A 25,372-nucleotide genomic window follows, 5' to 3' on the forward strand; every position below is an offset into this window, starting at 1 on the left:
GCGGTGCCGGGCCCTGATGCGTGTCCGAGGTCCCGGGACGGAGGGTGTCCGGGCCGCGGCGGTCACTCGAACGGCGCCCAGAAGTCGGTGAGGGTGGCCGCGGCCGGTTCCAGGGACTTCCAGGAGCCGTCGAATGTCAGGACGGCGAAGGAGGCGGCCGGGAAGCCGTGGCGGTTCATCCGCTCGCCCTCGTCGCCCTCGACGGAGCCGGCCAGGATGTCGGCGAGACCGTGGACACCCGGGTTGTGGCCGATCAGGACGAGGCTGTGGACGTCGTCCGGGGTTTCGTTGAGCAGGGCGATCAGCTCGCCCGGGGACGCCTCGTAGATCCGCTCCTCGTAGACGGTTTTCGGCCGGTGTGGGAGCTCCTGGACCGCGAGCTTCCAGGTCTCGCGGGTCCGGGCCGCGGTGGAGCACAGGGCCAGGTCGAGGGGGATGCCGGTCTCGGCAAGCATGCGGCCGGCGGCTGCCGCGTCCAGGCGGCCCCGGTCGGCGAGCGGCCGCTCATGGTCGGTCTCCTGTGACCAGTCGGCTTTCGCATGGCGGAAGAGGACGATCCTGCGGGGTTCTGCGACGCTCATGGCTCCCAGCTTCGCATGAAACAGGCCATGGGGCGCAGGGAGTTGACATGCGGCTTTCTCACCCCCCGGGGGTGCGAGGAGCACACTGGGGCGTGATCGACACGGCTACCGCGCGACGAGCTGCCGCACGCGCTCGACGAGATGTGTGATCGCCGGGTCGCCGCCGGCCGCGTGGGCGTCGGCCGGGTCGAGTATCAGCGTGAGCAGGACGATGAAGGCGAGCGTGGGCAGGGCGAGGGCCCACCAGGGCAGCCGGGTGCCGACGCCGCCCGCGGCAGCGGCCGGGTGGGGCCGGGTGTGCGTCTGGGCCGACATGGGTGCCTCCGCAGGTCTTCGAGTGGTCCGTGGCCCGCCTGGCGCGGTCACAATCTCGAAGTTACGGAATCCGCGGCCTCCGACCCATCCGGTGATCCACCCACTTGACCCTGACCCTCACCCCCTAGGGGACAGGGGGGTTATCCCCACCATCGCCGTCCCGGGAGCCCGGACGGTGACGGCACGGCGGGGATCGTTCAGGGCTCAGGGCGAGACGATCGTCAAGGCGAAGGGATCGTCACAGCGATCCGCTCGTCAAGACGAGGGGGGCGTCGAGGCGAGGCGATCGTCAAGGCGAGGCGATCGTCGCGATGACGGCGATGATCACGAAGATGGCGAGGAACGAGCCGAAGACGAGGAGCATCTTCTTCTGGCCGTTCTGCGGGTTCGGGTCGAGCATGGGCCCAGTCTCGCATTCCGCGTGCGCCCCGGTTCCGGCGGGGTCAGCGGGCGGTCTCGTCCTCCACCGTGCGGTCGCGGCCCGCGAGCACGCCCACGATCATCTGCGGGAGCATCAGCGCTGCCATCAGCGCCAGCGGCGCTCCCCAGCCGCCGCTGTGCTGGTAGAGCACGCCGACCAGGAGCGGGCCGGGGATCGAGATCAGGTAGCCCGTGCTCTGCGCGAACGCCGACAGCCGGACCACTCCGGCGCCGGTCCTGGCGCGCATGCCGACCATCGTGAGGGCCAGCGGGAAGGCGCAGTTCGAGACGCCGAGCAGCAGCGCCCAGAGCCAGGCGCCCCCGGCGGGCGCGAGGTACAGGCCGGCGTATCCGGCGAGGCCGCAGACGCCGAGCGCGATCACGATCGGGCCCTGGTGCGGCAGCCGGGTGGCGAGGCGCGGGATGACGAAGGACAGGGGCACGCCCATCACCATGGTGACGGCGAGGAGCAGCCCGGCCGTGGCGGCGGGCACGCCCGCGTCCCGGAAGATCTGCGCCATCCAGCCCATGGTGATGTAGGCGGCGGTGGCCTGGAGCCCGAAGAACACGGCGAGCGCCCACGCGGTACGGCTGCGGGTGATGGGCAGCGGGGGTTCCGCCCCGAGCGCGTGGGGTTCCGTCACGCGCGCGCGGGGTTCCGTCACGCGCGCGTGGGGCTGCGGGGCGGAGCGCTCCGCTCCGTCCGCGGACCCGTTCGCCCTACCGGCGGCGCTCCCGGCGCCACCCACGCCGCTCCCCGTCGTCTCCCGGCGCTGCCGGACGAACGCCAGCCACGGCAGGAGGGCGGCCACGGCCAGGCCCGCCCACACCGCGAGGCCGGTCCGCCAACTGCCGCCCAGCGCATCGGTCAGGGGGACGGTGACCGCGGCGGCGGTCGAGGTGCCGAGGGCGAGGGCCATCGAGTACAGGCCGGTCATGGAGCCGACCCGGTCGGGGAAGTGGCGCTTGACGATGACCGGCATCAGGACGTTGCTCACGGCGATGCCCATGAGCGCGAGGGCGCTGGCGGCCACGAAGCCGGCCGTACCGCCCGCGTACGGCCGTATGAGCAGGCCCGCGGCAATGGCCGCCATCCCGGCGCACACCACCGCGGCGGGCCCGAACCGGCGGGCGAGGCGGGGGGCCGTGATGCCGAAGACGGCGAAGCAGAGCGGCGGCACGGAGGTGAGGAGCCCTGCCAGGCCCGCGCTCATGCCGAGCCCGTCGCGGACCTCTTCGAGGAGGGCGCCGAGGCTGGTGATGGCGGGGCGGAGGTTGAGGGCGGCCAGCACGATGCCGGCCATGAGCAGCCGTGCCGTCCACGCGTGTGTGGCCGCCTGCGGGCCGTCGTCCGCGGACAGGCCGGCCGGGGAGCGGCGGATGGGGGTGGACGTCGTGGTCCGGGTTTCCTCGCGCGCCATGCCGCACATCATAGAATCATGGGATGATTGGTTGTCCATCCCCGGGTACGTCCGCTCCGTCCCGCCCGTGCGAAGGTGTGCCATGCCCCTGAGTCATCCCCGCCGCTCGGCGCTGTCCGAACAGGTCATCGCCGCGCTGCGCACCCAGATCACCTCGGGCGAGTGGCCGGTCGGCTCGCGCATCCCGACCGAGCCCGAGCTGGTCGAGCAGCTGGGCGTGGCCCGCAACACGGTGCGCGAGGCCGTCCGCGCCCTCGCGCACAACGGACTGCTGGACATCCGGCAGGGCTCGGGCACGTACGTCGTCGCGACCAGCGAGCTGGCGGGCGTGATGCACCGCCGCTTCGCCGACGCCGACCCCCGGCACATCGCCGAGCTGCGCGCCACCCTGGAGTCGAGCGCGGCGCGGCTGGCGGCCGAGCGGCGCACCGAGAAGGACCTCAAGCAGCTGGACGCGCTCCTGGTGCGGCGCGAGGAGGCGTGGGAGTCGGGCGACGCGGAGACGTTCGTGACGGCGGACGCGACCTTCCACCTGGCGGTGGTGGCCGCCTCCCACAACGACGTCATGACGGCGATGTACGCCGACCTGGGCGAGGTGCTGCGGGACTGGCTGCGCGGGGACATCGGCGAGGAGCTGACGCCGGAGACGCACATGGACCACGCGCGACTGGTGGACGCGATCCGCGCGGGCGACACGGAGACGGCGGCGGCCGAGGCGGCCGGCTACCCGTTCCTGTGCCGCCCGGGGCGGTTCACGACGACCGAGGGCTGACGAGGGCCGCTGGCCGCCCAGGGCCCGCCTTCAGCCCTTCTCATGGCTGACCCAGGCCGAGCGGACCTCCTTCCAGCAGCGGCCGGTCAGCCGTACGGTCATGGCGGGCCCGGCATCGGCGGGGGCTCCGTCGGTGTCGAGGTCCCACCAGCGGTCGCACTCGATGTGCAGACGGACGCGGTCGGTCTCGGCGTAGGGGTTGTGGCAGTAGGCGACGACATGGGAGCCGCGGACGGTGGTGCGGCACTCCGCGCCGAACGGCTCGGGCTGCTCGGACCGCGCGGTGTGCTCCACGCGCGCGTGGGGAAGCGCCTCGTACGGCAGACCGAGAACGAGGGCGACGGCTGCGGTCACTGGGGCGAGGCTACGGAACAGGCGCACAAGGGAACCTCCTCGGCAGAGCTGGGGAGGGAAGCGCGTGTGTGAACGCGTACTCCAGCGTGCCTGGTCGCAGCCCCTGCCGCCCGGCCGGCTGGGCCGAACGGGTGAAGGGGGAGGGCCCGCGCCGAAACAGCGCGGGCCCTCCCCCTTCAGGCGTCCCCTTCGGTCGTCGCTCTCGGCGGCGGCGTCAGGCTCCGATGGCGTGCAGCCCGCCGTCCACGTGGATGATCTCGCCCGTGGTCTTCGGGAACCAGTCGCTCAGCAGGGCGACGACACCGCGGCCGGCCGGCTCGGGGTCCTTGAGGTCCCACTCCAGCGGGGAGCGGCTGTCCCAGACGGCGGCCAGGTCGGCGAAGCCCGGGATGGACTTGGCGGCCATGGAGCCGATCGGGCCCGCCGAGATGAGGTTGCAGCGGATGTTCTGCTTGCCCAGGTCGCGCGCCATGTAGCGGCTGGTGGCCTCCAGGGCGGCCTTGGCCGGGCCCATCCAGTCGTACTGCGGCCACGCGTACTGCGCGTCGAAGGTGAGGCCGACGACCGAGCCGCCGTTCTGCATCAGCGGCAGGCAGGCCATGGTGAGCGACTTCAGGGAGTACGCCGAGACGTGCATGGCCGTGGCGACCGACTCGAACGGCGTGTTGAGGAAGTTGCCGCCGAGGGCGTCCTGCGGGGCGAAGCCGATGGAGTGGACGACGCCGTCGAGGCCGCCCAGCTCCTCGCCGACGATGTCCGCGAGGCGGCCGAGGTGCTCGTCGTTGGTGACGTCCAGCTCGATGACCTTGGTGGGCTTCGGCAGCTTCCTGGCGATGCGCTCGGTCAGGGTGGGCCGCGGGAACGCGGTCAGGATGATCTCGGCACCCTGCTCCTGGGCCAGCTTGGCGGTGTGGAACGCGATGGAGGACTCCATCAGCACACCGGTGATCAGGACGCGCTTGCCCTCGAGAATTCCGCTCATGGTGATCAGTGACCCATTCCCAGTCCGCCGTCAACGGGGATGACGGCTCCAGTGATGTACGAGGCGTCGTCCGAGCTGAGGAACCGCACCGTCGCGGCGATCTCCTCCGGCTGGGCGTACCGGCCGAGCGGCACCTGCGAGACGATGCCCGCGCGCTGCTCGTCGGTGAGCGCCCTGGTCATGTCGGTGTCCACGAAGCCGGGTGCGACGACGTTGAAGGTGATGTTGCGCGAACCCAGCTCACGGGCGAGGGAGCGCGCGAAGCCGACGAGAGCGGCCTTGGAGGCGGCGTAGTTGGCCTGTCCCGCGGAGCCGAGCAGGCCCACGACCGAGGAGATCAGGACGACGCGGCCCTTCTTGGCGCGCAGCATGCCGCGGTTGGCACGCTTGACGACGCGGAAGGTGCCGGTGAGGTTGGTGTCGATGACCGAGGTGAAGTCCTCCTCGGACATGCGCATCAGAAGCTGGTCCTTGGTGACGCCGGCGTTGGCGACCAGGACCTCGACCGGGCCGTGCTCGGCCTCGATCTCCTTGTAGGCCTGCTCCACCTGCTCCGGGTCCGTGATGTCGCACTTGACGGCCAGGAAGCCGGCCGGGGGCTCGCCCGAGCGGTACGTGATCGCGACCTTGTCGCCGGCGTCGGCGAACGCGCGGGCGATGGCGAGGCCGATGCCCCGGTTTCCTCCGGTGACGAGAACCGAGCGGCTCAACGGATCACCCTTTCGATAGGGGTCTGAACACACCCGCCCGAAACCTGGACGGCAGGCGGTTTACCTCGAAACCTATCGGTCCGCTCCGGCATGCGGACATTCGGGCACCGACAGTGGCTCGGAGAGCTGGCTGTCGGATTCCTACAGTCGGCCCGGCCCGGTGAGAGCGGCCGAATCCGTTGGATGACGGTGCGTCGACCCTGCATGATTCACTGCGGACGAACCCATCTCTTCCGACCGTGACAAGGGGAGGCCCTCGTGGCCCATGAGGTCGATCAGTCATTTCTGGCGCTACCGCTGAGGGCTCTCGCCGACGCCGCTCTCGCACGCGCGCGTGCGCTCGGGGCGGAGCACGCGGACTTCCGGTTCGAGCGGGTGCGCAGTGCGTCGTGGCGGCTGCGGGACGCCAAGCCGTCCGGGTCGTCGGACACGACCGACCTGGGGTTCGCGGTGCGGGTGGTGCACGGGGGGACGTGGGGGTTCGCGTCGGGCGTCGACCTGACGATGGACGCGGCCGCCAAGGTCGCCTCGCAGGCCGTGGCGATGGCGAAGCTGTCGGCGCAGGTGATCAGGGCGGCCGGGTCGGACGAGCGCGTGGAGCTGGCGGACGAGCCGGTGCACGCCGAGAAGACATGGGTGTCGTCGTACGAGATCGACCCGTTCACCGTGCCCGACGAGGAGAAGGCGGCGCTGCTCGCGGAGTGGAGCGCGCGGCTGCTGGCGGCCGACGGGATCAACCACGTCGACGCCTCGCTGCTCACCGTGCACGAGAACAAGTTCTACGCCGACACGGCGGGGACGGTGACCACCCAGCAGCGGGTGCGGCTGCACCCCGCGCTGACGGCGGTGTCGGTGGACGAGTCCAGCGGCGAGTTCGACTCGATGCGCACCATCGCGCCGCCCGTCGGGCGGGGGTGGGAGTACCTCACCGGGACCGGCTGGGACTGGGACGAGGAGCTGGAGCGGATCCCGGAGCTGCTCGCCGAGAAGATGCGGGCGCCGAGCGTCGACGCCGGGCTGTACGACTTGGTCGTCGACCCGTCCAACCTGTGGCTGACCATCCACGAGTCCATCGGCCACGCCACCGAGCTGGACCGGGCGCTCGGCTACGAGGCCGCCTACGCCGGCACCTCCTTCGCCACCTTCGACCGGCTCGGCAAGCTGAGGTACGGCTCCGAGCTGATGAACGTCACCGGTGACCGCACGGCCGAGCACGGTCTGGCGACCGTCGGCTACGACGACGAGGGCGTCGAGGGACAGTCCTGGGACCTGGTGAAGGACGGCACGCTCGTCGGCTACCAGCTGGACCGGCGGATCGCGAAGCTCACCGGGCTCGGGCGGTCCAACGGCTGCGCCTTCGCCGACTCCCCCGGACATGTGCCGGTGCAGCGCATGGCGAACGTGTCGCTGCGGCCGGACCCGGCCGGGATGTCGACCGAGGACCTCATCGGCAGCGTGGACCGGGGCATCTACGTCGTCGGGGACCGGTCGTGGTCCATCGACATGCAGCGGTACAACTTCCAGTTCACCGGGCAGCGGTTCTTCCGGATCGAGAACGGGCGGATCACCGGGCAGCTGCGGGACGTGGCCTACCAGGCGACGACCACCGACTTCTGGGGGTCCATGGCGGCGGTGGGCGGGCCGCAGACCTATGTCCTCGGCGGTGCCTTCAACTGCGGCAAGGCCCAGCCCGGGCAGGTCGCCGCCGTCTCGCACGGCTGCCCCTCGGCGCTGTTCAAGGGAGTCAACATCCTCAACACCACGCAGGAGGCCGGTCGATGAGCGCCCGTACCCACAAGCCGCACGAGGTCGTCGAGCGCGCCCTCGAGCTGTCCCGGGCCGACGGCTGTGTCGTGATCGCCGACGAGGAGTCGACGGCGAACCTGCGCTGGGCCGGCAACACGCTCACCACGAACGGTGTCACGCGCGGGCGCACCCTCACCGTGATCGCGACCGTGGACGGCAAGGAGGGCACGGCCTCCGGGGTGGTCTCGCGGTCCGCCGTGACGGTGGACGAGCTGGAGCCCCTCGTCCGGGCCGCCGAGGCGGCCGCGCGCGGCGCCGGGCCCGCCGAGGACGCGCAGCCGCTGGTCACGGGGGTGGCGGAGTCCCCCGACTTCACGGAGGGCCCGACGGAGACGTCGTCCGCGGTGTTCGCCGAGTTCGCCCCGGCGCTCGGAGAGGCGTTCGCACGCGCGCGTGCGGGTGGCCGGGAGCTGTACGGCTTCGCCAACCACGAGCTGGTGACGACGTACATGGGCACCTCGACGGGGCTGCGGCTGCGGCACGACCAGCCGACCGGGACGCTGGAGCTGAACGCCAAGTCGCCGGACCGTACGCGCTCGGCGTGGGCGGGCCGCTCCACGCGGGACTTCAAGGACGTCGACCCGGGGGCGCTCGACGCCGAGCTGGCCGTACGCCTGGGCTGGGCCGAGCGGCGGGTCGAGCTGCCCGCCGGGCGGTACGAGACGCTGCTGCCGCCGACGGCCGTCGCGGACCTGCTGATCTACCTGTTCTGGTCGGCGTCGGGCCGGGACGCGGCGGAGGGCCGGACGGTGTTCTCCAAGCCGGGCAACGGAACGCGCCTCGGCGAGAAGCTGTCCGCGCTGCCGCTGACCCTGCGCAGCGACCCGAACGAGCCCGGCCTGGAGTCGGCGCCGTTCGTCATCGCGCACTCCTCCGGCGGCGACCAGTCCGTGTTCGACAACGGGCTGCCGCTGCGGGCCACCGAGTGGATCGGCGAGGGCGAGCTGAAGCACCTCACGACCAGCCGGCACAGCGCGGGCCTGACCGGCCTGCCGGTGGCGCCCGCCGGCGAGAACCTGATCCTGGACGGCGGCGCGGACCGCTCGCTGGAGGAAATGGTCGCGTCCACCACGCGCGGGCTGCTGCTGACCTGCCTGTGGTACATCCGCGAGGTGGACCCGGCGACCCTGCTGCTGACCGGGCTGACCCGGGACGGCGTCTACCTCGTCGAGGACGGCGAGGTCGTGGGCGAGGTGAACAACTTCCGGTTCAACGAGTCGCCGGTCGGGCTGCTGGGCCGGGCCACGGAGGCGGGGCGCACGGAGAAGACGCTGCCCCGGGAGTGGAGCGACTGGTTCACCAGGGCCGCGATGCCCGCGCTGCGGGTGCCCGATTTCAATATGAGCTCTGTCAGTCAGGGCGTATAACCTCGTACCCGGCAGTCGTGCGACTGCCCGAGGATCATCAAGGAGATACGAGAACCGTGACGGACATCGTCGACGAGCTGAAGTGGCGGGGCCTGTTCGCCCTGTCCACCGACGAGGACGCCTTGCGCAAGGCGCTCGCGGACGGTCCCGTCACGTTCTATTGCGGCTTCGACCCGACCGCGCCGTCCCTGCACGTCGGGCACCTGGTGCAGGTGCTCACCGTGCGCCGGCTCCAGCAGGCCGGTCACCGGCCGCTGGCGCTGGTCGGCGGCGCCACGGGTCTGATCGGCGACCCCCGCCCGACCGCCGAGCGCACCCTGAACGCCCCGGAGACGGTCGCGGGCTGGGTCGACAAGCTGCGCGGCCAGATCGAACCGTTCCTGTCCTTCGAGGGCGAGAACGCGGCCGTGATGGTCAACAACCTCGACTGGACCGCCGGTCTCTCCGCGATCGAGTTCCTGCGGGACATCGGCAAGCACTTCCGCGTCAACAAGATGCTGACGAAGGACTCCGTGGCCCGCCGGCTGGAGTCCGACCAGGGCATCAGCTACACCGAGTTCAGCTACCAGATCCTCCAGGGCATGGACTTCCTCCAGCTCTTCCGACTCTACGGCTGCACGCTCCAGCAGGGCGGCAGCGACCAGTGGGGCAACCTCACGGCCGGGCTGGACCTGATCCACAAGCTGGAGCCGCACGCGAACGTGCACGCGGTGGCGACGCCGCTGATGACCAAGGCGGACGGCACCAAGTTCGGCAAGACCGAGGGCGGCGCCATCTGGCTCGACCCGGAGATGACGACGCCGTACGCGTTCTACCAGTTCTGGCTGAACGTGGACGACCGGGACATCTCGACGTACTCGCGCATCCTGTCGTTCCGCTCCCGTGAGGAGCTGGAAGAGCTGGAGAAGCAGACCGAGGAGCGGCCGCAGGCGCGGGCGGCGCAGCGGGCGCTGGCCGAGGAGCTGACGACGCTGGTGCACGGCGCGGACCAGACGGCCGCGGTGATCGCCGCGTCGAAGGCGCTCTTCGGGCAGGGCGAGCTGGCGGACCTCGACGACCGGACGCTGGCCGCGGCGCTGTCCGAGGTGCCGCACATCCAGGTCGCCGAGCTGGGTCCGGTCGTGGACCTGTTCGCCGAGGTCGGCCTCGTGGCCAGCAAGTCCGCGGCGCGGCGCACCGTGAAGGAGGGCGGGGCCTACGTGAACAACGCGAAGGTCACGGCGGAGGACTCCGTCCCGGCGGCCGAGGACCTGCTGCACGGGCGGTGGCTGGTGCTGCGGCGGGGGAAGAAGAACCTGGCGGCCGTCGAGGTCACCGGGGCCTGAGCGCCGTAGGGGTGCGGGATCGGCGGCGGTGACGGCGACGTTGCTGCCGCGGACCGCGGCCTCGGCCGTGGTCGCTCGCGCGGTTCCCCGCGCCCCTTCAGGCACGCCGGGTTCACGCCCGCTGTTGTTTGTTCTTGCCCAGCGTCGCCATGTACGCCCTGTCGCCCAGCGCGACGATGACGATCGCGGCGGCCAGCTGGAACAGGTGGCGCCACCAGTCGATGCCCGAGGTGGCCTCGACGCCGAAGCCCCGGGCGATCGCGTTGCCGACGACGGCGCCCAGAATGCCGAAGATGGTGGTCAGCCAGAGCGGGCTGTGCTGCTTGCCGGGCAGGACCGCCTTGGCGATCAGACCCAGCACGAATCCCACGATGATCGCCCACAACCAGCCCATGGCTGCCTCCTCGTACGGCTCGACGTGAGCATTGCCCTCAGTCTCGGGCCGTCCCCCGTACGGCGCATGTCGGGTACGGCTGTACGCGGGGCGGCGCAGGAGGTTCGCCCAGGCCCTGGGCGCCCCGGTCTCGAAGGCGGCGGAGCCGCGGCGTAACGTGGGAGCCCGGGGAGAGCGTGACGCGGGCGGATGGTGGAATGCGATGCGGAAGCAGGGTGGCGGCGGCAACGTCCAGGTGTTCCGGATCACCGGGGCCCGGCAGGGGCTGCAGGAGGATGTGCGCGGCCGGCAGCGCCGGTACATCATCTCGATGTCGATCCGTACGGTGTCGGTGATCCTGGCGGCGGTGCTGTGGAACGTGGAGCGGCATGTTGCGTTCGTGGCGATCGTCCTGGGGGCACTGCTCCCCTATATCGCGGTGGTGATAGCCAACGCGGGGCGGGAGAACGCGCCGGGGCTGCCGTCGACGTTCGTGAGCACGCCCGTCCAGCCGATGATCGCGCCGCCGCGGGCGGACGAGGCCCCGGCGGGATCCCCTTCGGGGGAGGAACGCACGGCGCAAGAGGAGCCCGTCGCGGAACCCCTCCGGGAGGAGAGGGCGTCCGGCCGGGCGGACACGGTGTCCGACCGGACTGAGCGCACACAGTGAACCGGCTGTGCGCCAAGCTCAATAAAACCTCAGATCAATCATGCTGTTGAGGTCCCCTGTGAAGGGTCGGCCGTGACATACTTCGTACGCGCTCCGCATCCCCCGTCGGAGCGACGGACCGACGCCGGGCAGCTCCCCCCGTGGCTGCTCGGCGTCGCCTTTGTGTGCGCATCTGTGAGACGGACCTGTGACTGACGAGACCCCCATCTGTTCCGCCAAGGGCTGCCGCGTCGATGCCGTCTGGGTGCTCGCCTGGAACAACCCGAAGATCCACACCCCGGACCGCCGCAAGACATGGCTGGCCTGCGAGGAACACCGTGAGCACTTGTCGCAGTTCCTCGGCGTACGGGGCTTTCTGAAGGATGTCGTCCCGCTGACGGAGTGGGAGTCGGACGGGACGACGCCCTAAGAGGTCCAGGGGTCCGAGGGTCCGGGTGTCCCCTCCAGGAAAGGCCCTAGCCGCCGATCGCCGACATCGGGCGGTCGGGCTGGAGGAAGGTGGGGTCGTCGAGGCCGGAGCCCGCCTTCTTGCCCCACATGGCGAGGCGCCAGATGCGGGCTATCTCCTCGTCGGGCGCGTCGGAGCGCAGGGCGGTGCGCAGGTCCGTCTCCTCGCGGGCGAAGAGGCAGGTGCGGATCTGGCCGTCGGCGGTGAGGCGGGTGCGGTCGCAGGCGGCGCAGAACGGGCGGGTGACGGAGGCGATGACGCCGACGCGGTGCGGGCCGCCGTCGACCAGCCAGCGTTCGGCCGGGGCCGCGCCGCGTTCGTCCTTGCCCTCGGGGGTGAGGTCGAAGCGGGTGCGCAGCGAGGCCAGGATGTCTCCCGCGGTGACCATGCCCTCGCGCTTCCAGCCGTGCTGGGCGTCGAGGGGCATCTGCTCGATGAAGCGCAGCTCGTAGTCGTGCTCCACGGCCCAGGCCAGGAGGTCGGGGGCCTCGTCGTCGTTGAGGCCCGGCATCAGGACGGAGTTGACCTTCACCGGCGTCAGGCCGGCGTCGCGGGCGGCTTCGAGGCCGTCGAGGACGTCCTGGTGGCGGGCCCGGCGGGTGAGGGTCTTGAACACGTCCGGGCGGAGGGTGTCGAGGGAGACGTTGACCCGGTCCAGGCCCGCGGCCTTGAGGGCGGTGGCGGTGCGCTTCAGGCCGATGCCGTTGGTGGTGAGGGACATCTGGGGGCGCGGTGTCAGGGCCGCGACCCGCTCGACGATGCCGACCAGGCCGGGGCGCAGCAGGGGCTCGCCGCCGGTGAAGCGGACCTCTTCGATGCCGAGTCCCGAGACCGCTATGTCGATCAGGCGGACGATCTCGTCGTCCGTGAGGAGGTCGGACTTGGCCAGCCACTGGAGGCCCTCTTCGGGCATGCAGTACGTACAGCGCAGGTTGCAGCGGTCGGTCAGCGAGACCCTCAGGTCGGTGGCCACTCGGCCGTAGGTGTCGATGAGCACGTGGGCCCCCTCCCTCGCAGCGGATCGCGTGTTCTCCGTCATCTGCGAGCCTACGTGACGCCACCGACATCAACAGGGCCCGATCCCACGAGGTAAGACGCGGCCGCGTCGTAGGGAGCTACGACGCGGCCGCGGCCCGGAGGGGGTCAGTGGGCTCCGGTGCCCGTCAGGGAGCGGACCTCCAGCTCGGCGTACTTGCCCTGGTCGGGCTCCTCCTTCGACAGGAGGGTGCCGACGACGCCCAGCAGGAAGCCGACCGGGATCGAGATGATGCCGGGGTTCTCCAGCGGGAACCAGTGGAAGTCGACGTCCGGGAACATCGAGGTGGGCTTGCCGGAGACGACCGGCGAGAACAGCACCAGGCCGACCGCCGTGACGAGTCCGCCGTAGATCGACCACAGGGCCCCGGAGGTGGTGAACCGCTTCCAGAAGAGGCTGTAGAGGATCGTCGGAAGGTTGGCGGAGGCGGCGACGGCGAAGGCGAGGGCGACCAGGCCGGCGACGTTCAGGTCGCGGGCGAGGGCGCCCAGGAGGATCGAGACGGCGCCGATGCCGACGGTGGCCCAACGGGCCGCGTTGATCTCCTGCTTCTCGGAGGCCTGCCCCTTCTTGATCACGTTGGCGTAGATGTCGTGCGCGAAGGAGGAGGACGAGGCCAGGGTGAGGCCCGCGACGACCGCGAGGATGGTGGCGAAGGCGACCGCCGAGATGGTGGCCAGCAGGATCGCGCCCCAGCTGGAGTCCACCCCGCCCAGATGCAGGGCCAGCAGTGGCGCGGCCGTGTTGCCCGCCTTGTTCGACGCGATGATCTCCTCCGGCTTGATCAGCGCGGCGGCGCCGAAGCCGAGGGCGAGGGTCATCAGGTAGAAGGCGCCGATCAGGCCGATGGCCCAGATGACCGACTTACGGGCGGCCTTGGCGGTGGGCACGGTGTAGAAGCGGATCAGGATGTGCGGGAGGCCCGCGGTGCCCAGGACGAGGGCGATGCCGAGCGAGATGAAGTCCAGCTTGGTGGTGCCCGTGGCGCCGTACTTCAGGCCGGGCTCCAGGAAGGCCGATCCCTTTCCGGCGTTGTCGGCGGCGCTGCCGAGCAGGTCGGAGACGTTGAAGTCGAACTTCAGCAGGACCAGGAAGGTGAGCAGCAGGGCACCGGCGATCAGCAGGACCGCCTTGACCATCTGCACCCAGGTGGTGCCCTTCATGCCACCGATGGTGACGTAGACGATCATCAGGACGCCGACCAGGGCGACGATGCCGATCTTGCCGCCGTCGCTGGTGATGCCGAGGAGCAGGGAGACCAGGACGCCCGCGCCCGCCATCTGGGCCAGCAGGTAGAAGATCGAGACCACGATGGTGGAGGTGCCGGCCGCCGTGCGGACCGGGCGCTGGCGCATGCGGTAGGCGAGGACGTCGCCCATCGTGTAGCGGCCGGAGTTGCGCAGCGGCTCGGCGACCAGCAGCAGGGCGACGAGCCAGGCGACCAGGAAGCCGATGGAGTACAGGAAGCCGTCGTAGCCGAAGAGGGCGATGGCGCCCGCGATGCCCAGGAAGGACGCGGCGGACATGTAGTCGCCGGAGACGGCGAGGCCGTTCTGGAAGCCGGTGAACTGGCGGCCGCCGGCGTAGAAGTCGGCAGCGTCCTTGGTCTGGCGGCCGGCCCAGACGGTGATGACGAGGGTCGCGACGACGAACACCGCGAACAGGGTGATGATCAGCGGGCGGTGCTCGCTGGCCTCGCCGGCGGCGAGCAGGGTCTGCTGTGCGGGGCTCATGCGCCGCCCTCCATCCGGGACTTGATGGCGTCGGCCTTGGGGTCGAACTGGGCGGCGGCGGTCCGCGCGTACCACCAGGCGATGAGGAACGTGGTGAGGAACTGGGCGAGGCCCAGGGCGAGGGCCACGTTGATGTTGCCGAAGAGCTTGGTGCCCATGAAGTCGCCCGCGTAGTTGGAGAGCAGGACGTACAGGAGGTACCAGGCGATGAAGGCGACGGTCAGCGGGAAGGCGAAGCCGCGGTAGGAGCGACGCAGTTCACCGAACTCCGCGCTCTCCTGCACCGCGACGAACTCCTCGGTGGAGGGGAGTTGGGCTTGGGTATTCGAGGGGGGCGGTGTCTCGGTGGCCACGGAGTCTCCTCGCATTGCGGGCGGCGGGGGTGTACGGGGAGGCTCGATCGTCCACGGGCTCCCTGTCCAAGGTCACGGCGGCGCGCTAGGGCCGGTTCAACTCGATCGGGTTGTTTCGAAAGTCGTTGTGGGGACGTTTCGGGGAGGGCGGTGAGGCTTTCCGGGGGACGGTGGTGAGGCCTTTCGGGGACGGTGACGGCGGCCGTCCGGGACGGCCGCGTCGCGTTCTCGCCGGAAGTCGTCGCCAAAGGTCATTGCTGGCCCGTGAGTCGGGGAGATAGCTTCGGGCGAGCACCACCCGTCATGTACCTGCCCAGGCGCCACCTGCGTCCGGGCCGGTCTCGCTTCCGGATGATGTGGAGACCCCATGGCTCATCTGCCTTCCAGACGTCGCCTCGCTCTCGCGGTGCCCGTCGTGCTGTCGCTGACCGCCTCCCTCGGCTTCCTGCCGACGGCGGCCACCGCAGCGCCCGTCACGACGTCCGCCACCCAGACGGCCGACGCCGTGAACCTGGCGTACGTCGTCAACACCAAGGTGGACCGCCGCACGATCGAGTCGGTGAAGAAGGCGATCGCCACGGCCGGCGGCACCGTCGTCGCGACGTACGACAAGATCGGCGTCATCGTCGTGCACTCGGCCAACCCGGACTTCGGTCCGCAGATACGCGCGGTGCGCGGCGTGCAGTCGGCGGGCGCCACCCGTACCGGCCCGCTGAGCGTCGCGGACACCACCGACGACGGCGCCGCGCAGGTGCTGTCGGAGGCGCAGGCCGCGAAGATCGAGGCCGCGTCCGCCACGTCCCCGGAGAGCGAGCCCCTCGAGGCCGACCAGTGGGACCTGCGGGCGATCGGCGCCGACAAGGCCGCGCAGATCAACCCGGGCAGCCGCAAGGTGACCGTCGCCGTGATCGACACGGGCGTCGACGACACCCACCCGGACCTCGCGCCGAACTTCTCCGCGTCCCAGTCGGCGAACTGCGTCGGCGGCGTCGCGGACACCGCCGAGGGCGCCTGGCGCCCGTACACGGCGGACGACTACCACGGCACCCACGTGGCCGGTGAGATCGCCGCGGCCCGCAACGGCATCGGCGTCGCCGGTGTCGCGCCGGGCGTCAAGGTGGCCGGCATCAAGGTGAGCGACCCGAAGGACGGCCTCTTCTACCCGGAGAACGTCGTCTGCGCCTTCGTCTTCGCCGCCGACCATGGCGTCGAGATCACGAACAACAGCTACTACGTGGACCCGTGGCTGTACAACTGCATGGACGACCCGGACCAGAAGGCCATCGTCGACGCGGTCAACAGGGCCCAGCTGTACGCCCAGAAGAAGGGCACGCTCAACCTGGCCTCGGCGGGCAACTCCAACCACGACCTGGACTCCGACGCCATCGTGGACGCGAGCAGCCCCGACGACACGACGCCGTACGAGCGGACGATCGACCCGCACGAGTGCTTCGACGTGCCGACCCAGCTGCCGGGCGTCGTCACGGTGAGCGCGACGGGCGTCAACAGCGTCAAGTCGTACTACTCCTCGTACGGCAAGGGTGTCGTCGACATCGCCGCGCCGGGCGGTGACCGGCTCTACCAGATCCCGGACACGCCGTCGAAGAACGGCCGCATCCTGTCGACGATGCCGAACAACTCCTACGGCTTCCTCCAGGGCACCTCGATGGCCTCGCCGCACGCCGCGGGTGTCGCCGCGCTGCTGAAGTCCGAGCACCCGTGGGCGTCCCCGGCGCAGCTCCAGGCCCTGCTCAAGGCCCAGGCGGACAACCCGGGCTGCCCCGAGTCGTACGACCAGAACGGTGACGGCACGCAGGACGCGACCTGCGCCGGCAACGCGCGGGTCAACGGCTTCTACGGCTGGGGCATCGTGAACGCGCTGCGTGCCGTGAAGTAGGCGCGTAGCGGGTGGTTCCGAGGGCCGGGCGGTGCATCCGTCCGGCCCTTTCCGCTGCCCCTTTCCGATGCCCATTTCCCTGCCCATGTTGATTGAATCAATACTGCATGATGCAGTCATGACGGAAATCAACTTCGCTTGGTCGGAACTGGGCGGCGATCCCGCCCTCCTCGCGCGTGTGTCGACCGTCGTACGGAAGGGCACGCTGCCGGCGCGGCTGCCCGTGCGGGAGCTGGCGCGCGCCTGCGTGGGCGCGTGCGCGCTGGCCGGTGCGGAGCTGGGGGCGCGGCGGGCCGGTCTCGCGCGGGTGCCCGGGGTGCGGGTGGACGACGGGGCGGTGGCGACCGCGTTCACCAGTGAACGGCAGCTGCTGGTCGACGGACGGGCGCCGCTGCTGTTCGCGCCGCTGTCGCGGTTCTGGCGGACGGCCGACGGGTGGGTGCGTACGCACGCCAACTACCCGCACCACCGGGAACGGCTGCTCAGGGCGCTGGGCGTGCCGGAGGACCCGGCCGCCGTCGAGGCGGCGCTCGCCGGACGGTCCGCGCTCGACGTCGAGGACGCGGTGTACGCGGCCGGGGGCCTGGCGATCGCCCTGCGTACGCCCGAGGAGTGGGCGGCGCACGAGCAGGCGGCCGCGGTCGCCGGGCTGCCGCTGGTCGAACGGGGCCGGCTGGACGCGGCACACGCGCGTGCGCTCCCGCCGCTCCGGGATCAGGGCGCCGGCGGTCCCCTGCTGCCCGCCGCCGGACTGCGCGTCCTGGATCTGACGAGGGTCCTGGCCGGGCCGGTCGCCACCCGCACCCTCGCCCTGCTCGGCGCGGACGTCCTGCGGCTCGACGCGCCCCGGCTGCCGGAGCTGCCCGACCAGCACGCCGACACCGGCTTCGGGAAGCGGTCGGCGCTGCTGGACCTGACGGCGGACCGGCGCGCGTTCGAGGAGCTGCTGGCGGCGGCGGACGTCGTCGTCACCGGTTACCGGCCGGGTTCCCTGGACCGGTTCGGCCTCTCCCCCGAGGCACTGGCCGGGCGCCGGCCCGGGCTGGTCGTGGCGCAGGTGTCGGCGTGGGGCGCGGACGGGCCGTGGGGCGGGCGGCGCGGCTTCGACAGCCTGGTGCAGGTGGCCACGGGCGTCGCGGCCGTCGAGGGGTCACCGTGGCGGCCCGGCGCGCTGCCCGCGCAGGCCCTCGACCACGGCACCGGCTATCTGCTGGCGGCGGCCGTGCTGCGGGCGCTGACCGAGCGGTCGTACGACGGCGGGAGCCGCTTCGTACGGGTGGCGCTGGCACGGACGGCGGCGTGGCTCATGGCGAGCCGGAAGACGGACACCGGACCCGACGGCGAGAACCTCGAAGAGCCCGACACCCGCCTCGCCGAGACCGACAGCCCGCTCGGCCGACTGCGATACGCGCCACCACCGGTGACCTTCGACGGCGGCCCGCACGACTGGACGCGACCGCCGGGGCCGTGGGGAGCGGATCCGGCGCGCTGGGAGTGAACCCGCACGCGGCCCACGCCGGGTCGGAAGACCGCCCAGTCACCGGGGACCGGGCGCGACGGGCAGGACCGCCAAGGACCCTCCCGGCGCGCGGCGCTCAGAGCCGGCAGCCCGCTCGGGACCCTGCGGTACGCGCTGCCGCCGGTGACCTTCGACGGCGAGCCCGGCGACCGGACGGGGCCGCCGGGGCCCGGGGAAGCGTTTCCGGCGCGCCGGCGCGTGGCCCTCGCCGCGTCGGTGGGCCGTCGGTCGTGTGGTCGGGTCAGTTGGTGACCAGGACCTTGAGGGCGGTGCGCTCGTCCATCGCCTTGTAGCCCGCCGGTACGCCCTCGAGGTCGACGGTGAGGTCGAAGACCGGGGACGGGTCGATGGTGCCGTCCAGGATGTCGGGCAGGAGCTCGGGGATGTAGGCGCGGACCGGGGCGACGCCGCCGCGCAGGGCGAGGTTGCGGTCGAACATGACGCCGAGGTCGAGTCCGGTGCCGCTGCCGTGCGGGACGCCGACGAAGCCGATGGCGCCGCCGTCGCGGGTGATGCCGACGGCCGTCCGCATGGACTGCTCGGTGCCGACGGCCTCCACGACGGCGTGCGCGCCCTGGCCGCGGGTGAGTGCGCGGACGGCCTCGACGGCCTCCTCGCCGCGCTCGGCGACGACGTCGGTGGCGCCGAAGCGGCGGGCGATGTCCGTACGGACCTGGTGACGGCCGAGGGCGATGATCCGCTCGGCGCCGAGTCGCTTCGCGGCGAGGACCGCGCACAGGCCGACCGCGCCGTCCCCGACGACGGCGACGGTGGCCCCCGGCCGGGCGCCCGCGCCGAGGGCGGCGTGATGGCCGGTGCCCATCACGTCGGACAGGGTGAGCAGCGCGGACAGCAGACGGTCGTCGGAGGCCGCGTCCTTGGGCAGCTGGACGAGGGTGCCGTCGGCGAAGGGCACGCGCACGGCCTCGCCCTGGCCGCCGTCGTAGCCGACGGAGCCCCAGAAGCCGCCGTGCTCGCAGGAGGTGGTGAGGCCCTCGCGGCAGTAGTCGCAGACGCCGTCGGACCACATGAAGGGCGCGACGACCAGGTCGCCGGCCTTCACCGTGCCCACCTCGGAGCCGGTCTCCTCGACCACGCCCAGGAACTCGTGGCCGATCCGCTGCCCCGGCCGGCGGGCCGCCTCGCCGCGGTACGCCCACAGGTCGCTGCCGCAGATACAAGCGCGCAGCACCCGGACCACGGCGTCGGTGGGCAGCTGCACCACGGGCTCGGGGACGTCCTCCACGCGCATGTCGAACGGGGCGTGGATGGTGGTGGCGCGCATGGCGAGGGTCCTTCTCGTGCGGTTGCGTCGGTGCGCTCAGGGGGTGGTCGAGCGCACTTCACGGTACGCCGTCACGAGCCCCCGCCGCCTCACACCTCCGCCGCTCACACCCCCGCCGCCCCCAGCAGAACCCCCACCCCGTACGTCACTCCCATCGCCAACGCCCCACCCCCCACGTTCCGCAGCACCGCCCGCCCCGGTGCCGCCGACCCCAGGCGGGCGCTGCTCCAGCCCGTGCAGGCGAGGGCGAGCAGGACCGAGACGACGGTCACCGGCAGACGCCAGCCGGACGGGGGGAGGACGATGGCCAGGAGTGGCAGCAGCGCGCCCGCGGTGAACGCGAGGAAACTCGCCCAGGCCGCGTGCCAGGGGTTGGTGAGGTCGTCGGGGTCGATGCCGAGCTCCACGCGCGCGTGGGCCCTCAGGGCGTCGCGTTCCGTCAGCTGGACGGCGGCCTCGCGGGCCACCTCGCGGGTCAGCCCCCGTTCCTCCAACAGCTCGGCCAGTTCGGTGAGTTCGGCCTCCGGCTGCTCGCGCAGTTCCCGCCGCTCCTGCGCGAGCGCGGCCTTCTCGGAGTCGCGTTGGGTCGACACGGACACGTACTCCCCCGCCGCCATGGACATCGACCCGGCCAGGAGACCGGCCAGACCCGCCGTCAGCAGCGCCGAGCGGTCGGCCGTCGCCCCGGCCACGCCGACGACGAGGCCCGCGGTGGAGACGATGCCGTCGTTGGCGCCGAGGACGGCGGCGCGCAGCCAGTTCAGGCGGGATCCGAGGGTGCCGCCGTGGGCCTCGTCATGGGTCTCTCGCCTCTCGTGTTCCGTCACAGGACGGAGCGTCGCACCCGGCCGCGCGTCCCCGTCGTAATTCGGTGGCGGAGCGAATCTCGTGCCGCCTAGTGTCGTGATCCACGGGGGCGGCTCCGCCGGTGTGCTTCCTTCTTCCTTCCTGAGAATCCCGTAGCGCGCCCACTCTCCGCCCCCGTCTCCCACTCTCTTGTCGCCTCGCCTCCGGGGGATTTCCGCTTGTCCGTACTGGCGTCCGTGCTGCTCCGCCGACTCCGTACCGTCTACGTCGACCAGGCCGGGCCACGGCCGGGCGACCCGTCCACGGACCAGGGACTCTGCGCGCTGGAAGCCGAACTGCTCGACCGGGGCTTCGCGCCGAACGCGCGGCTGCGGGCCGCGCTGGCGTGGCTCGGGCCCGCCGGGCTGGCCGACGCCGGACGGCAGCTGGTGGCGCACATCGACGCCGAACTCGGCGCGGACCGCACGCACATGCCGCTTTTCCGCAGCTTCCCGGCATCCGTGCCCGACGACACGTTCCAGCTGTGGATCGACCGGGTGTTCACACTGCTGCTCCAGTGGCCGAAGCAGCCCTGCGTGCTGTGCGGCACGGTCGGCAGCGTGCACCCGGTGGCGCCGTGCGCGCATCTGGTGTGCGGGGAGTGCTGGGACGGCGCGGACTACTCGGGCTGCCCGGTCTGTCACCGCCGTATCGACCCCGCCGGCCCCTTCCTGAAGCCCGCGCCGCCGCGGCGCACGCGCGAGATGGCCGTGGGGCCGCTGAGGCTGCTGGCGCTGGGCCTGGACGCCCGCGCGGACGCCGTGACGGCGCTGCTGACCCTGCTGGCCCGCCGTACTCCGCTGCCGCCGCGCGACCGGGAGGACCTGGCGGTGCTGCTGGCGCACGCCCCGGCGGGCGTGGCGTGGTTCCCCGAGGACATCCCGGTCCGGGAGACGAAGGCCATGGTGCTGGGGCGGATGCTGCGGGTGCGGGAGCGGCGGGCCGACGCCCTGGAGCTGCTGGACCGTCATCTGACGACCGCGACGGACGTGCTGCGGCTGCTGTGCGTGTGGTCCGGCGGCGCGGCCGACCTGATCGAGCCGCCGCGGCTGCGGTCGCTGCCGCGCGGGCTGCGCCGCCGGCTGCTCGCCGTCCTCGACGGCCTTCCCGCGCCCTCCCTCGTGGAGGACGTGCTGCGGCATCCGGTCCTGTGGAAGCGGGCGGCGGAGATCCTGCATCCCTACGAGCGGCACGCCCGGCACCCGAAGGCCGCGCTCGCCTTCGCCGTCCTGCGCGGGACCGACACCTCCGGTACGGAGCTGGGCGCGGCGCTGCTGCGCACGGCCGCCGCCCACCCGGAGGCCGTGCGGGTCGACGGTGCACGCGTGCGTGCCGTCACCTGGAGCGCCCGCGTCGAGCAGGCGCTGGCCGAGAAGGACGCCGAGGGCGCCCTCGCGTTGCTGGCAGGGCGGCCCGGTGAGCTGCTGCGGCGCCTGGACCATCTGCTGCGGCTGCGTGCGCTCGACACCCTGCCGGAGGAGTTCGGGGCCGTGCTGCGCGATGTCCTGCCGCAGGCCGGTCCCGCTCCCCTGCTGGCCGCGCTCGGCCGGATGCGGATCCGCCACCTCCCGGCCGAGCGGCGGGTGTTCTTCCCGCGCGGTCAGGTCACGCACGCGTACACCCTCGACGACACGCGTGTACCGCTGGCGCCCGCGCTGACCGGCGCGGTGTGCGCGCTGCTGGAGGCCGAGGCGGTGCGCCGGCTGTCCGCCGCCCCGCGCGTGGAGCTGGCGGTGCTCGACTCGGCGCTCACCGGCCTCGCCGTGCCGGCCACCGAGCGCGCCGACACCAAGAGCCTGGTCTCCGTGCCCCGGGGCAGCACCCAGCCGCTGCCCGAGGGCGAGGTCATGCGGCTGTTCCTGCACTGGACGGAGCCCGCGAAGACCCGCGTGGACCTCGATCTGTCGGTGGCGCTGTACGACGAGGACTGGGAGTTCGCCGGGCTGTGCGACTACACCCAGCTGGTCCACGGCGACCGGTGGGCCGTGCACTCCGGCGACCTGACGTCGGCGCCGGCGCCGCTCGGCGCCACCGAGTACGTCGACCTGGACCTGACGAAGCTCGGCGGACTCGGCGTGCGCTACGCGCTGCCGGTCGTCTTCAGCTTCAACGACATCCCCTTCGAGCGGCTGCTGGACGCCTTCGCGGGCTTCATGACCCTGCCGTCGGCCGCCGAGGAGGCGCGCGACGCGTCGTACGACCCGCGCGCCGTCCGGCAGCGCTACGACCTGGTCGGCGACTCCCGTGTCCACGTCCCGCTCCTGGTGGACCTGCGCAGCCGTACGTTCCTGTGGACCGACCTGCATCTGTCGGCCGCGGAGGGTTATCACGACGTGCGCCGGCACGCGGCCGACCTGGGCCGGGCCGGACGGGACCTGCACCAGTACTTCGCCTCCGGCCGGACGACCCTGTGGGACCTGGCCGTCTGGCACGCGGCCGCGCGGGCGGACGAGGTCGCGGTGGTACGGCGCGCGCCGGTGCCGGGCGCCCCCGACGAGCTGTGGCACTACCGGCGGGGCGCCGATGAGCCCGTCACGGCGTTCGCGGCACGCGTGCGTGCGCTGGAGGCACCCGGGCGCCGGGAGGTCCCCCTCGGTGCCTCCGTCGAGGAACGGGCCGCCGAGGCCGCCGCCGGGAAGCGGGTGCTGCTGGCACTGGTGCACGGTGGCGTGGCGCCGGAGGGCGCGAGCGGGGAGGTGTACCGGCTGCTGCCCGGACCGGTCGACGGCTGCGGACTGACCGCGCTCGCCGCGGGGGACCTGGTGGCCGCGCTGGGCTGACGATCTGGTACACGCGCGCGTGCGAACGAACTCCCGTACGACCGAGGCGCCTTCGGGGCCCCTTCGCGCGGGGCACCCTCGACGGAGTGTCAGTGACGGCCCGTATCCTCAGTGACCATGCTCGAAGACCTGACGACCACAGCGTCCTCCCCCGTGGAGTGGCCGGCCGCGTATCCCGAGGGGTACGCGGTCGTCGACGTGGAGACCACCGGCCTGGCCCGGGACGACCGGATCATCTCCGCCGCCGTCTACCGGCTGGACGCGCGCGGCGAGGTCGAGGACCACTGGTACACGCTGGTCAACCCGGAGCGCGACCCGGGGCCGGTGTGGATCCACGGTCTGACGAGCGAGGTGCTGGAGGGCGCGCCCCTGTTCGGTGAGGTGGCCGGGGAGTTCGCGGAGCGGCTCGCGGGCCGGGTGCTCGTCGCGCACAACGCGGTCTTCGACTGGCAGATGATCGCGCGGGAGTACGCGCGCGCGGAGCGCGAGGCCCCGGTGCGACAGCGGCTGTGCACCATCGCGCTCTCCAAGGAGCTGCGGCTGCCGCTGCCCAACCACAAGCTGGAGTCGCTGGCGGCCCACTTCGGTGTCGTCCAGCAGCGGGCGCACCACGCGCTGGACGACGCGCGTGTGCTCGCGGAGGCGTTCCGGCCGAGCCTGCGGGCCGCGGCGGCGGGCGGGGTCCGGCTGCCGCTGCACGAGTGCCGGCCGCTGACGGAGTGGCAGGACCGGCCCGCGCCCCGGATCGGGCAGCAGGCCGGCGGCCCGGGCGGGTACGGCGGCCACGGCGGCGGCTATCGGCCGACCAGTTGGCGGCCGTCCCGCAAGCGGCCCGCCTGTCCGCATCCCAACCCCGGGCGGTACGAGGACGGCAAAAGGCTCAAACAGGGCATGCGGGTCGCCTTCTCCGGCGACACGTCGGTCGACCGCGAGCTGCTGGAGGACCGCGCGACGGAGGCGGGGCTGCACGTGGCGACGAGCCTGTCCCGGCTGACCAGTCTGCTGGTCACCAACGACCCCGACGCGCACACGTCGAAGGTGGTGAAGGCCCGGCAGTTCGGGACGCCGGTCGTGGACGAGGCGGCGTTCGGACAGCTCCTGCGCGACGTCGAGCCGGCGGCGGGGGACGGCGCGTCCGCCGACGGGTGACCCGTACGTCCGGGTGATTGCCTCGCGACTCGCCCACCGGCCGCTCGCCCGCGCGGGGGCGACCGCTCACCCTGTGGCCCATGGCGAGATGCGAAGTTTGCGGCAATGACTACGGAATGACCTTCGAGGTGCACGCGCAGGGCGCGGTGCACGTCTTCGACTGCTTCTCCTGTGCGATCCATCGCATGGCCCCGATCTGCGAGCACTGCCGGGTGCAGATCATCGGCCAGGGCGTCGAGGTCGAGGGCCACTGGTACTGCGGCGCCCACTGCGCGCGGGCGGAGGGGAAGGTGGGCATCACCGACCGGGTCTGAGCCGGCGCGGAGGAGCCGGCGCGGAGGAGCCGGCGCGGACGAGCCGGCGCGCAGGGGCCGGCATCCGAGAGCGCACCCCCTGCGACAGCACCCCACGACCCGAGAGGTACGGTCGTGGGGTGTACCGCTTCCTGTTGTCCCGGCAGTGGGTGATCCTCACGCTGGTCGCCCTCCTCCTCATCCCCACGATGATCCGCCTGGGCTTCTGGCAGATGCACCGCTACGAGGAGCGCACCGCGCGCAACCAGCTCGTCTCCGACGCGCTGCACGCGAAGCCGGTGCCCGTGGAGCGGATGACGTCCCCGGGACACACCGTCACCCGCGGCGAGCGGTACCGGAGCGTGACGGCGACGGGCACCTTCGACACCGCGCACGAGGTCGTCGTCCGGCGCCGGGTCAACTCCGACGAGGAGGTCGGCTTCCACGTCCTCACCCCGTTCGTGCTGACCGACGGCAAGGTGCTGCTGGTCAACCGCGGCTGGATCCCGGCGGACGGCCCGAGCCAGACCGCCTTCCCGAAGATCCCCGCGCCGCCCGCCGGCAAGGTCACCGTCACCGGGCGGCTGATGCCCGACGAGACGACCGCGGCGAGCGGCATCAAGAACCTCCAGGGGCTGCCGGACCGGCAGATCATGCTGATCGACAGTGCGCGGGAGGCCGAGCGTCTCGGCGCCGAGGTGCTCGGCGGCTACATCGCGCAGACCGCGCCGGAGCCGAAGGGCGACACCCCCGAGCTGATCGGCGCCCCCGGCGACGAGGACGCCGCGCTGAACTACGCCTACGCCATCCAGTGGTGGCTGTTCTCCGCGGGCGTCCCCGTGGGCTGGTTCGTCCTGGTCCGGCGCGAACGCCGTGACCGTGCGGCGGCGGCCGTCGCCGGGGAGCGGAAGGAAGCGGCGCCGGCTCCGGCGTGACG

25 protein-coding genes are annotated in these 25,372 nt (G+C 72.2%); 12 read left to right on the forward strand and 13 right to left on the reverse strand.

Annotation, left to right across the window (positions count from 1 at the left end; genetic code table 11):
* Positions 1-62: 62 nt before the first annotated feature.
* The 4 genes from ACZ6D7_RS37650 to ACZ6D7_RS37665 all read right to left on the reverse strand — a co-directional run bounded on the left by ACZ6D7_RS37650 (position 63) and on the right by ACZ6D7_RS37665 (position 2,749).
* Complete coding sequence (locus tag ACZ6D7_RS37650) at positions 63-581, reverse strand: SixA phosphatase family protein (RefSeq protein WP_469500771.1); 519 nt, start codon at positions 579-581, stop codon at positions 63-65.
* 105 nt (positions 582-686) lie between these two features.
* Complete coding sequence (locus ACZ6D7_RS37655; RefSeq protein WP_469500773.1) at positions 687-896, reverse strand: hypothetical protein; 210 nt, start codon at positions 894-896, stop codon at positions 687-689.
* 289 nt (positions 897-1,185) lie between these two features.
* Positions 1,186-1,296, reverse strand: a complete 111-nt coding sequence (locus tag ACZ6D7_RS37660; protein WP_254876575.1) for an SGM_5486 family transporter-associated protein — start codon at positions 1,294-1,296, stop codon at positions 1,186-1,188.
* A 43-nt stretch (positions 1,297-1,339) separates the two neighbouring features.
* The gene (locus tag ACZ6D7_RS37665; protein ID WP_469500775.1) at positions 1,340-2,749 is read right to left on the reverse strand and encodes a CynX/NimT family MFS transporter; all 1,410 of its coding nucleotides are present in this window, start codon (positions 2,747-2,749) and stop codon (positions 1,340-1,342) included.
* A gap of 70 nt (positions 2,750-2,819) precedes the next feature.
* On the opposite strand from ACZ6D7_RS37665, the gene ACZ6D7_RS37670 reads away from it, so the two are divergent.
* Complete coding sequence (locus tag ACZ6D7_RS37670; protein ID WP_469500777.1) at positions 2,820-3,509, forward strand: FadR/GntR family transcriptional regulator; 690 nt, start codon at positions 2,820-2,822, stop codon at positions 3,507-3,509.
* A 30-nt stretch (positions 3,510-3,539) separates the two neighbouring features.
* Here ACZ6D7_RS37670 and ACZ6D7_RS37675 read toward each other — a convergent pair whose 3' ends face one another.
* The 3 genes from ACZ6D7_RS37675 to fabG all read right to left on the reverse strand — a co-directional run bounded on the left by ACZ6D7_RS37675 (position 3,540) and on the right by fabG (position 5,555).
* A complete protein-coding gene (locus tag ACZ6D7_RS37675) occupies positions 3,540-3,890 on the reverse strand; it encodes a hypothetical protein (RefSeq protein ID WP_469500779.1) in 351 nt (116 codons plus the stop codon).
* A 187-nt stretch (positions 3,891-4,077) separates the two neighbouring features.
* Entirely contained in the window at positions 4,078-4,845 is a 768-nt protein-coding gene (gene fabI / locus ACZ6D7_RS37680; protein ID WP_388401711.1) for an enoyl-ACP reductase FabI, read from the reverse strand.
* 5 nt (positions 4,846-4,850) lie between these two features.
* Positions 4,851-5,555 carry a 3-oxoacyl-[acyl-carrier-protein] reductase gene (gene fabG, locus ACZ6D7_RS37685; protein WP_469500781.1) on the reverse strand — a complete coding sequence of 235 codons (705 nt, stop codon included), beginning with the start codon at positions 5,553-5,555 and terminating at the stop codon, positions 4,851-4,853.
* A 258-nt stretch (positions 5,556-5,813) separates the two neighbouring features.
* On the opposite strand from fabG, the gene ACZ6D7_RS37690 reads away from it, so the two are divergent.
* From ACZ6D7_RS37690 to tyrS, 3 genes are read left to right on the forward strand one after another with little or no spacing between them, the layout of a single operon-like run.
* A complete protein-coding gene (locus ACZ6D7_RS37690) occupies positions 5,814-7,337 on the forward strand; it encodes a TldD/PmbA family protein (protein WP_469500783.1) in 1,524 nt (507 codons plus the stop codon).
* Entirely contained in the window at positions 7,334-8,728 is a 1,395-nt protein-coding gene (locus tag ACZ6D7_RS37695) for a metallopeptidase TldD-related protein (RefSeq protein WP_469500785.1), read from the forward strand. The genes ACZ6D7_RS37690 and ACZ6D7_RS37695 overlap by 4 nt, the downstream gene beginning before the upstream one ends.
* Positions 8,729-8,784: 56 nt before the next feature.
* Positions 8,785-10,053 (forward strand): tyrosine--tRNA ligase, encoded by a 1,269-nt coding sequence (gene tyrS / locus ACZ6D7_RS37700; protein WP_469500787.1) that lies wholly within the window; start codon positions 8,785-8,787, stop codon positions 10,051-10,053.
* A 112-nt stretch (positions 10,054-10,165) separates the two neighbouring features.
* On the opposite strand, the gene ACZ6D7_RS37705 is transcribed toward tyrS, so the two are convergent.
* The gene (locus tag ACZ6D7_RS37705) at positions 10,166-10,447 is read right to left on the reverse strand and encodes a GlsB/YeaQ/YmgE family stress response membrane protein (protein WP_469500788.1); all 282 of its coding nucleotides are present in this window, start codon (positions 10,445-10,447) and stop codon (positions 10,166-10,168) included.
* Between the two features lie 202 nt (positions 10,448-10,649).
* Here ACZ6D7_RS37705 and ACZ6D7_RS37710 point away from each other — a divergent pair, with 202 nt between their 5' ends.
* Positions 10,650-11,096, forward strand: a complete 447-nt coding sequence (locus ACZ6D7_RS37710) for a DUF3099 domain-containing protein (protein WP_469500789.1) — start codon at positions 10,650-10,652, stop codon at positions 11,094-11,096.
* A 187-nt stretch (positions 11,097-11,283) separates the two neighbouring features.
* On the forward strand, positions 11,284-11,505 hold the full coding sequence (locus tag ACZ6D7_RS37715) for a hypothetical protein (RefSeq protein WP_469500792.1): 222 nt from the start codon (positions 11,284-11,286) through the stop codon (positions 11,503-11,505).
* A 46-nt stretch (positions 11,506-11,551) separates the two neighbouring features.
* Here ACZ6D7_RS37715 and moaA read toward each other — a convergent pair whose 3' ends face one another.
* The 3 genes from moaA to ACZ6D7_RS37730 form a co-directional block, all read right to left on the reverse strand.
* Positions 11,552-12,541, reverse strand: a complete 990-nt coding sequence (gene moaA, locus ACZ6D7_RS37720; RefSeq protein WP_469500793.1) for a GTP 3',8-cyclase MoaA — start codon at positions 12,539-12,541, stop codon at positions 11,552-11,554.
* A 146-nt stretch (positions 12,542-12,687) separates the two neighbouring features.
* Complete coding sequence (locus ACZ6D7_RS37725) at positions 12,688-14,313, reverse strand: solute symporter family protein (protein WP_469500795.1); 1,626 nt, start codon at positions 14,311-14,313, stop codon at positions 12,688-12,690.
* Positions 14,310-14,666 carry a DUF485 domain-containing protein gene (locus tag ACZ6D7_RS37730; protein WP_469500796.1) on the reverse strand — a complete coding sequence of 119 codons (357 nt, stop codon included), beginning with the start codon at positions 14,664-14,666 and terminating at the stop codon, positions 14,310-14,312. The genes ACZ6D7_RS37725 and ACZ6D7_RS37730 overlap by 4 nt, the downstream gene beginning before the upstream one ends.
* A 367-nt stretch (positions 14,667-15,033) precedes the next feature.
* Here ACZ6D7_RS37730 and ACZ6D7_RS37735 point away from each other — a divergent pair, with 367 nt between their 5' ends.
* The gene (locus ACZ6D7_RS37735) at positions 15,034-16,563 is read left to right on the forward strand and encodes a S8 family peptidase (protein WP_469500798.1); all 1,530 of its coding nucleotides are present in this window, start codon (positions 15,034-15,036) and stop codon (positions 16,561-16,563) included.
* Positions 16,564-16,681: 118 nt separating this feature from the next.
* Positions 16,682-18,061 carry a CoA transferase gene (locus tag ACZ6D7_RS37740; protein ID WP_469500800.1) on the forward strand — a complete coding sequence of 460 codons (1,380 nt, stop codon included), beginning with the start codon at positions 16,682-16,684 and terminating at the stop codon, positions 18,059-18,061.
* A gap of 262 nt (positions 18,062-18,323) precedes the next feature.
* On the opposite strand, the gene ACZ6D7_RS37745 is transcribed toward ACZ6D7_RS37740, so the two are convergent.
* Together ACZ6D7_RS37745 and ACZ6D7_RS37750 are read right to left on the reverse strand one after the other, a co-directional pair.
* Positions 18,324-19,367 (reverse strand): zinc-dependent alcohol dehydrogenase family protein, encoded by a 1,044-nt coding sequence (locus ACZ6D7_RS37745; RefSeq protein ID WP_469500802.1) that lies wholly within the window; start codon positions 19,365-19,367, stop codon positions 18,324-18,326.
* A 104-nt stretch (positions 19,368-19,471) separates the two neighbouring features.
* On the reverse strand, positions 19,472-20,194 hold the full coding sequence (locus ACZ6D7_RS37750; protein WP_469500803.1) for a VIT1/CCC1 transporter family protein: 723 nt from the start codon (positions 20,192-20,194) through the stop codon (positions 19,472-19,474).
* 198 nt (positions 20,195-20,392) lie between these two features.
* Between ACZ6D7_RS37750 and ACZ6D7_RS37755 the strand changes: the two genes are divergently transcribed.
* The 4 genes from ACZ6D7_RS37755 to ACZ6D7_RS37770 all read left to right on the forward strand — a co-directional run bounded on the left by ACZ6D7_RS37755 (position 20,393) and on the right by ACZ6D7_RS37770 (position 25,370).
* Positions 20,393-22,993, forward strand: a complete 2,601-nt coding sequence (locus tag ACZ6D7_RS37755) for an MXAN_6230/SCO0854 family RING domain-containing protein (RefSeq protein WP_469500804.1) — start codon at positions 20,393-20,395, stop codon at positions 22,991-22,993.
* Positions 22,994-23,110: 117 nt separating this feature from the next.
* The gene (locus ACZ6D7_RS37760) at positions 23,111-24,142 is read left to right on the forward strand and encodes a DEDDh family exonuclease (protein ID WP_469500806.1); all 1,032 of its coding nucleotides are present in this window, start codon (positions 23,111-23,113) and stop codon (positions 24,140-24,142) included.
* Between the two features lie 80 nt (positions 24,143-24,222).
* A complete protein-coding gene (locus ACZ6D7_RS37765) occupies positions 24,223-24,456 on the forward strand; it encodes a hypothetical protein (protein ID WP_469500808.1) in 234 nt (77 codons plus the stop codon).
* A 119-nt stretch (positions 24,457-24,575) separates the two neighbouring features.
* Positions 24,576-25,370: an SURF1 family cytochrome oxidase biogenesis protein gene (locus tag ACZ6D7_RS37770; protein WP_469500810.1), complete on the forward strand. Its 795-nt coding sequence runs from the start codon at positions 24,576-24,578 to the stop codon at positions 25,368-25,370.
* Positions 25,371-25,372: the final 2 nt, after the last annotated feature.

The sequence above is a fragment of the Streptomyces sp. NPDC041784 genome (assembly GCF_055591025.1).

Coding starts and splice junctions, on each gene's coding strand:
- ACZ6D7_RS37670 (WP_469500777.1), top strand. CDS start 2,820: ATGCCCCTGAGTCATCCCCGCCGCTCGGCGCTGTCCGAACAGGTCATC.
- ACZ6D7_RS37665 (WP_469500775.1), bottom strand. CDS start 2,749: ATGATGTGCGGCATGGCGCGCGAGGAAACCCGGACCACGACGTCCACC.
- ACZ6D7_RS37710 (WP_469500789.1), top strand. CDS start 10,650: ATGCGGAAGCAGGGTGGCGGCGGCAACGTCCAGGTGTTCCGGATCACC.
- ACZ6D7_RS37650 (WP_469500771.1), bottom strand. CDS start 581: ATGAGCGTCGCAGAACCCCGCAGGATCGTCCTCTTCCGCCATGCGAAA.
- ACZ6D7_RS37725 (WP_469500795.1), bottom strand. CDS start 14,313: ATGAGCCCCGCACAGCAGACCCTGCTCGCCGCCGGCGAGGCCAGCGAG.
- ACZ6D7_RS37745 (WP_469500802.1), bottom strand. CDS start 19,367: ATGCGCGCCACCACCATCCACGCCCCGTTCGACATGCGCGTGGAGGAC.
- ACZ6D7_RS37765 (WP_469500808.1), top strand. CDS start 24,223: ATGGCGAGATGCGAAGTTTGCGGCAATGACTACGGAATGACCTTCGAG.
- ACZ6D7_RS37695 (WP_469500785.1), top strand. CDS start 7,334: ATGAGCGCCCGTACCCACAAGCCGCACGAGGTCGTCGAGCGCGCCCTC.
- ACZ6D7_RS37760 (WP_469500806.1), top strand. CDS start 23,111: ATGCTCGAAGACCTGACGACCACAGCGTCCTCCCCCGTGGAGTGGCCG.
- ACZ6D7_RS37655 (WP_469500773.1), bottom strand. CDS start 896: ATGTCGGCCCAGACGCACACCCGGCCCCACCCGGCCGCTGCCGCGGGC.
- fabI (WP_388401711.1), bottom strand. CDS start 4,845: ATGAGCGGAATTCTCGAGGGCAAGCGCGTCCTGATCACCGGTGTGCTG.
- ACZ6D7_RS37660 (WP_254876575.1), bottom strand. CDS start 1,296: ATGCTCGACCCGAACCCGCAGAACGGCCAGAAGAAGATGCTCCTCGTC.
- ACZ6D7_RS37735 (WP_469500798.1), top strand. CDS start 15,034: ATGGCTCATCTGCCTTCCAGACGTCGCCTCGCTCTCGCGGTGCCCGTC.
- ACZ6D7_RS37705 (WP_469500788.1), bottom strand. CDS start 10,447: ATGGGCTGGTTGTGGGCGATCATCGTGGGATTCGTGCTGGGTCTGATC.
- ACZ6D7_RS37740 (WP_469500800.1), top strand. CDS start 16,682: ATGACGGAAATCAACTTCGCTTGGTCGGAACTGGGCGGCGATCCCGCC.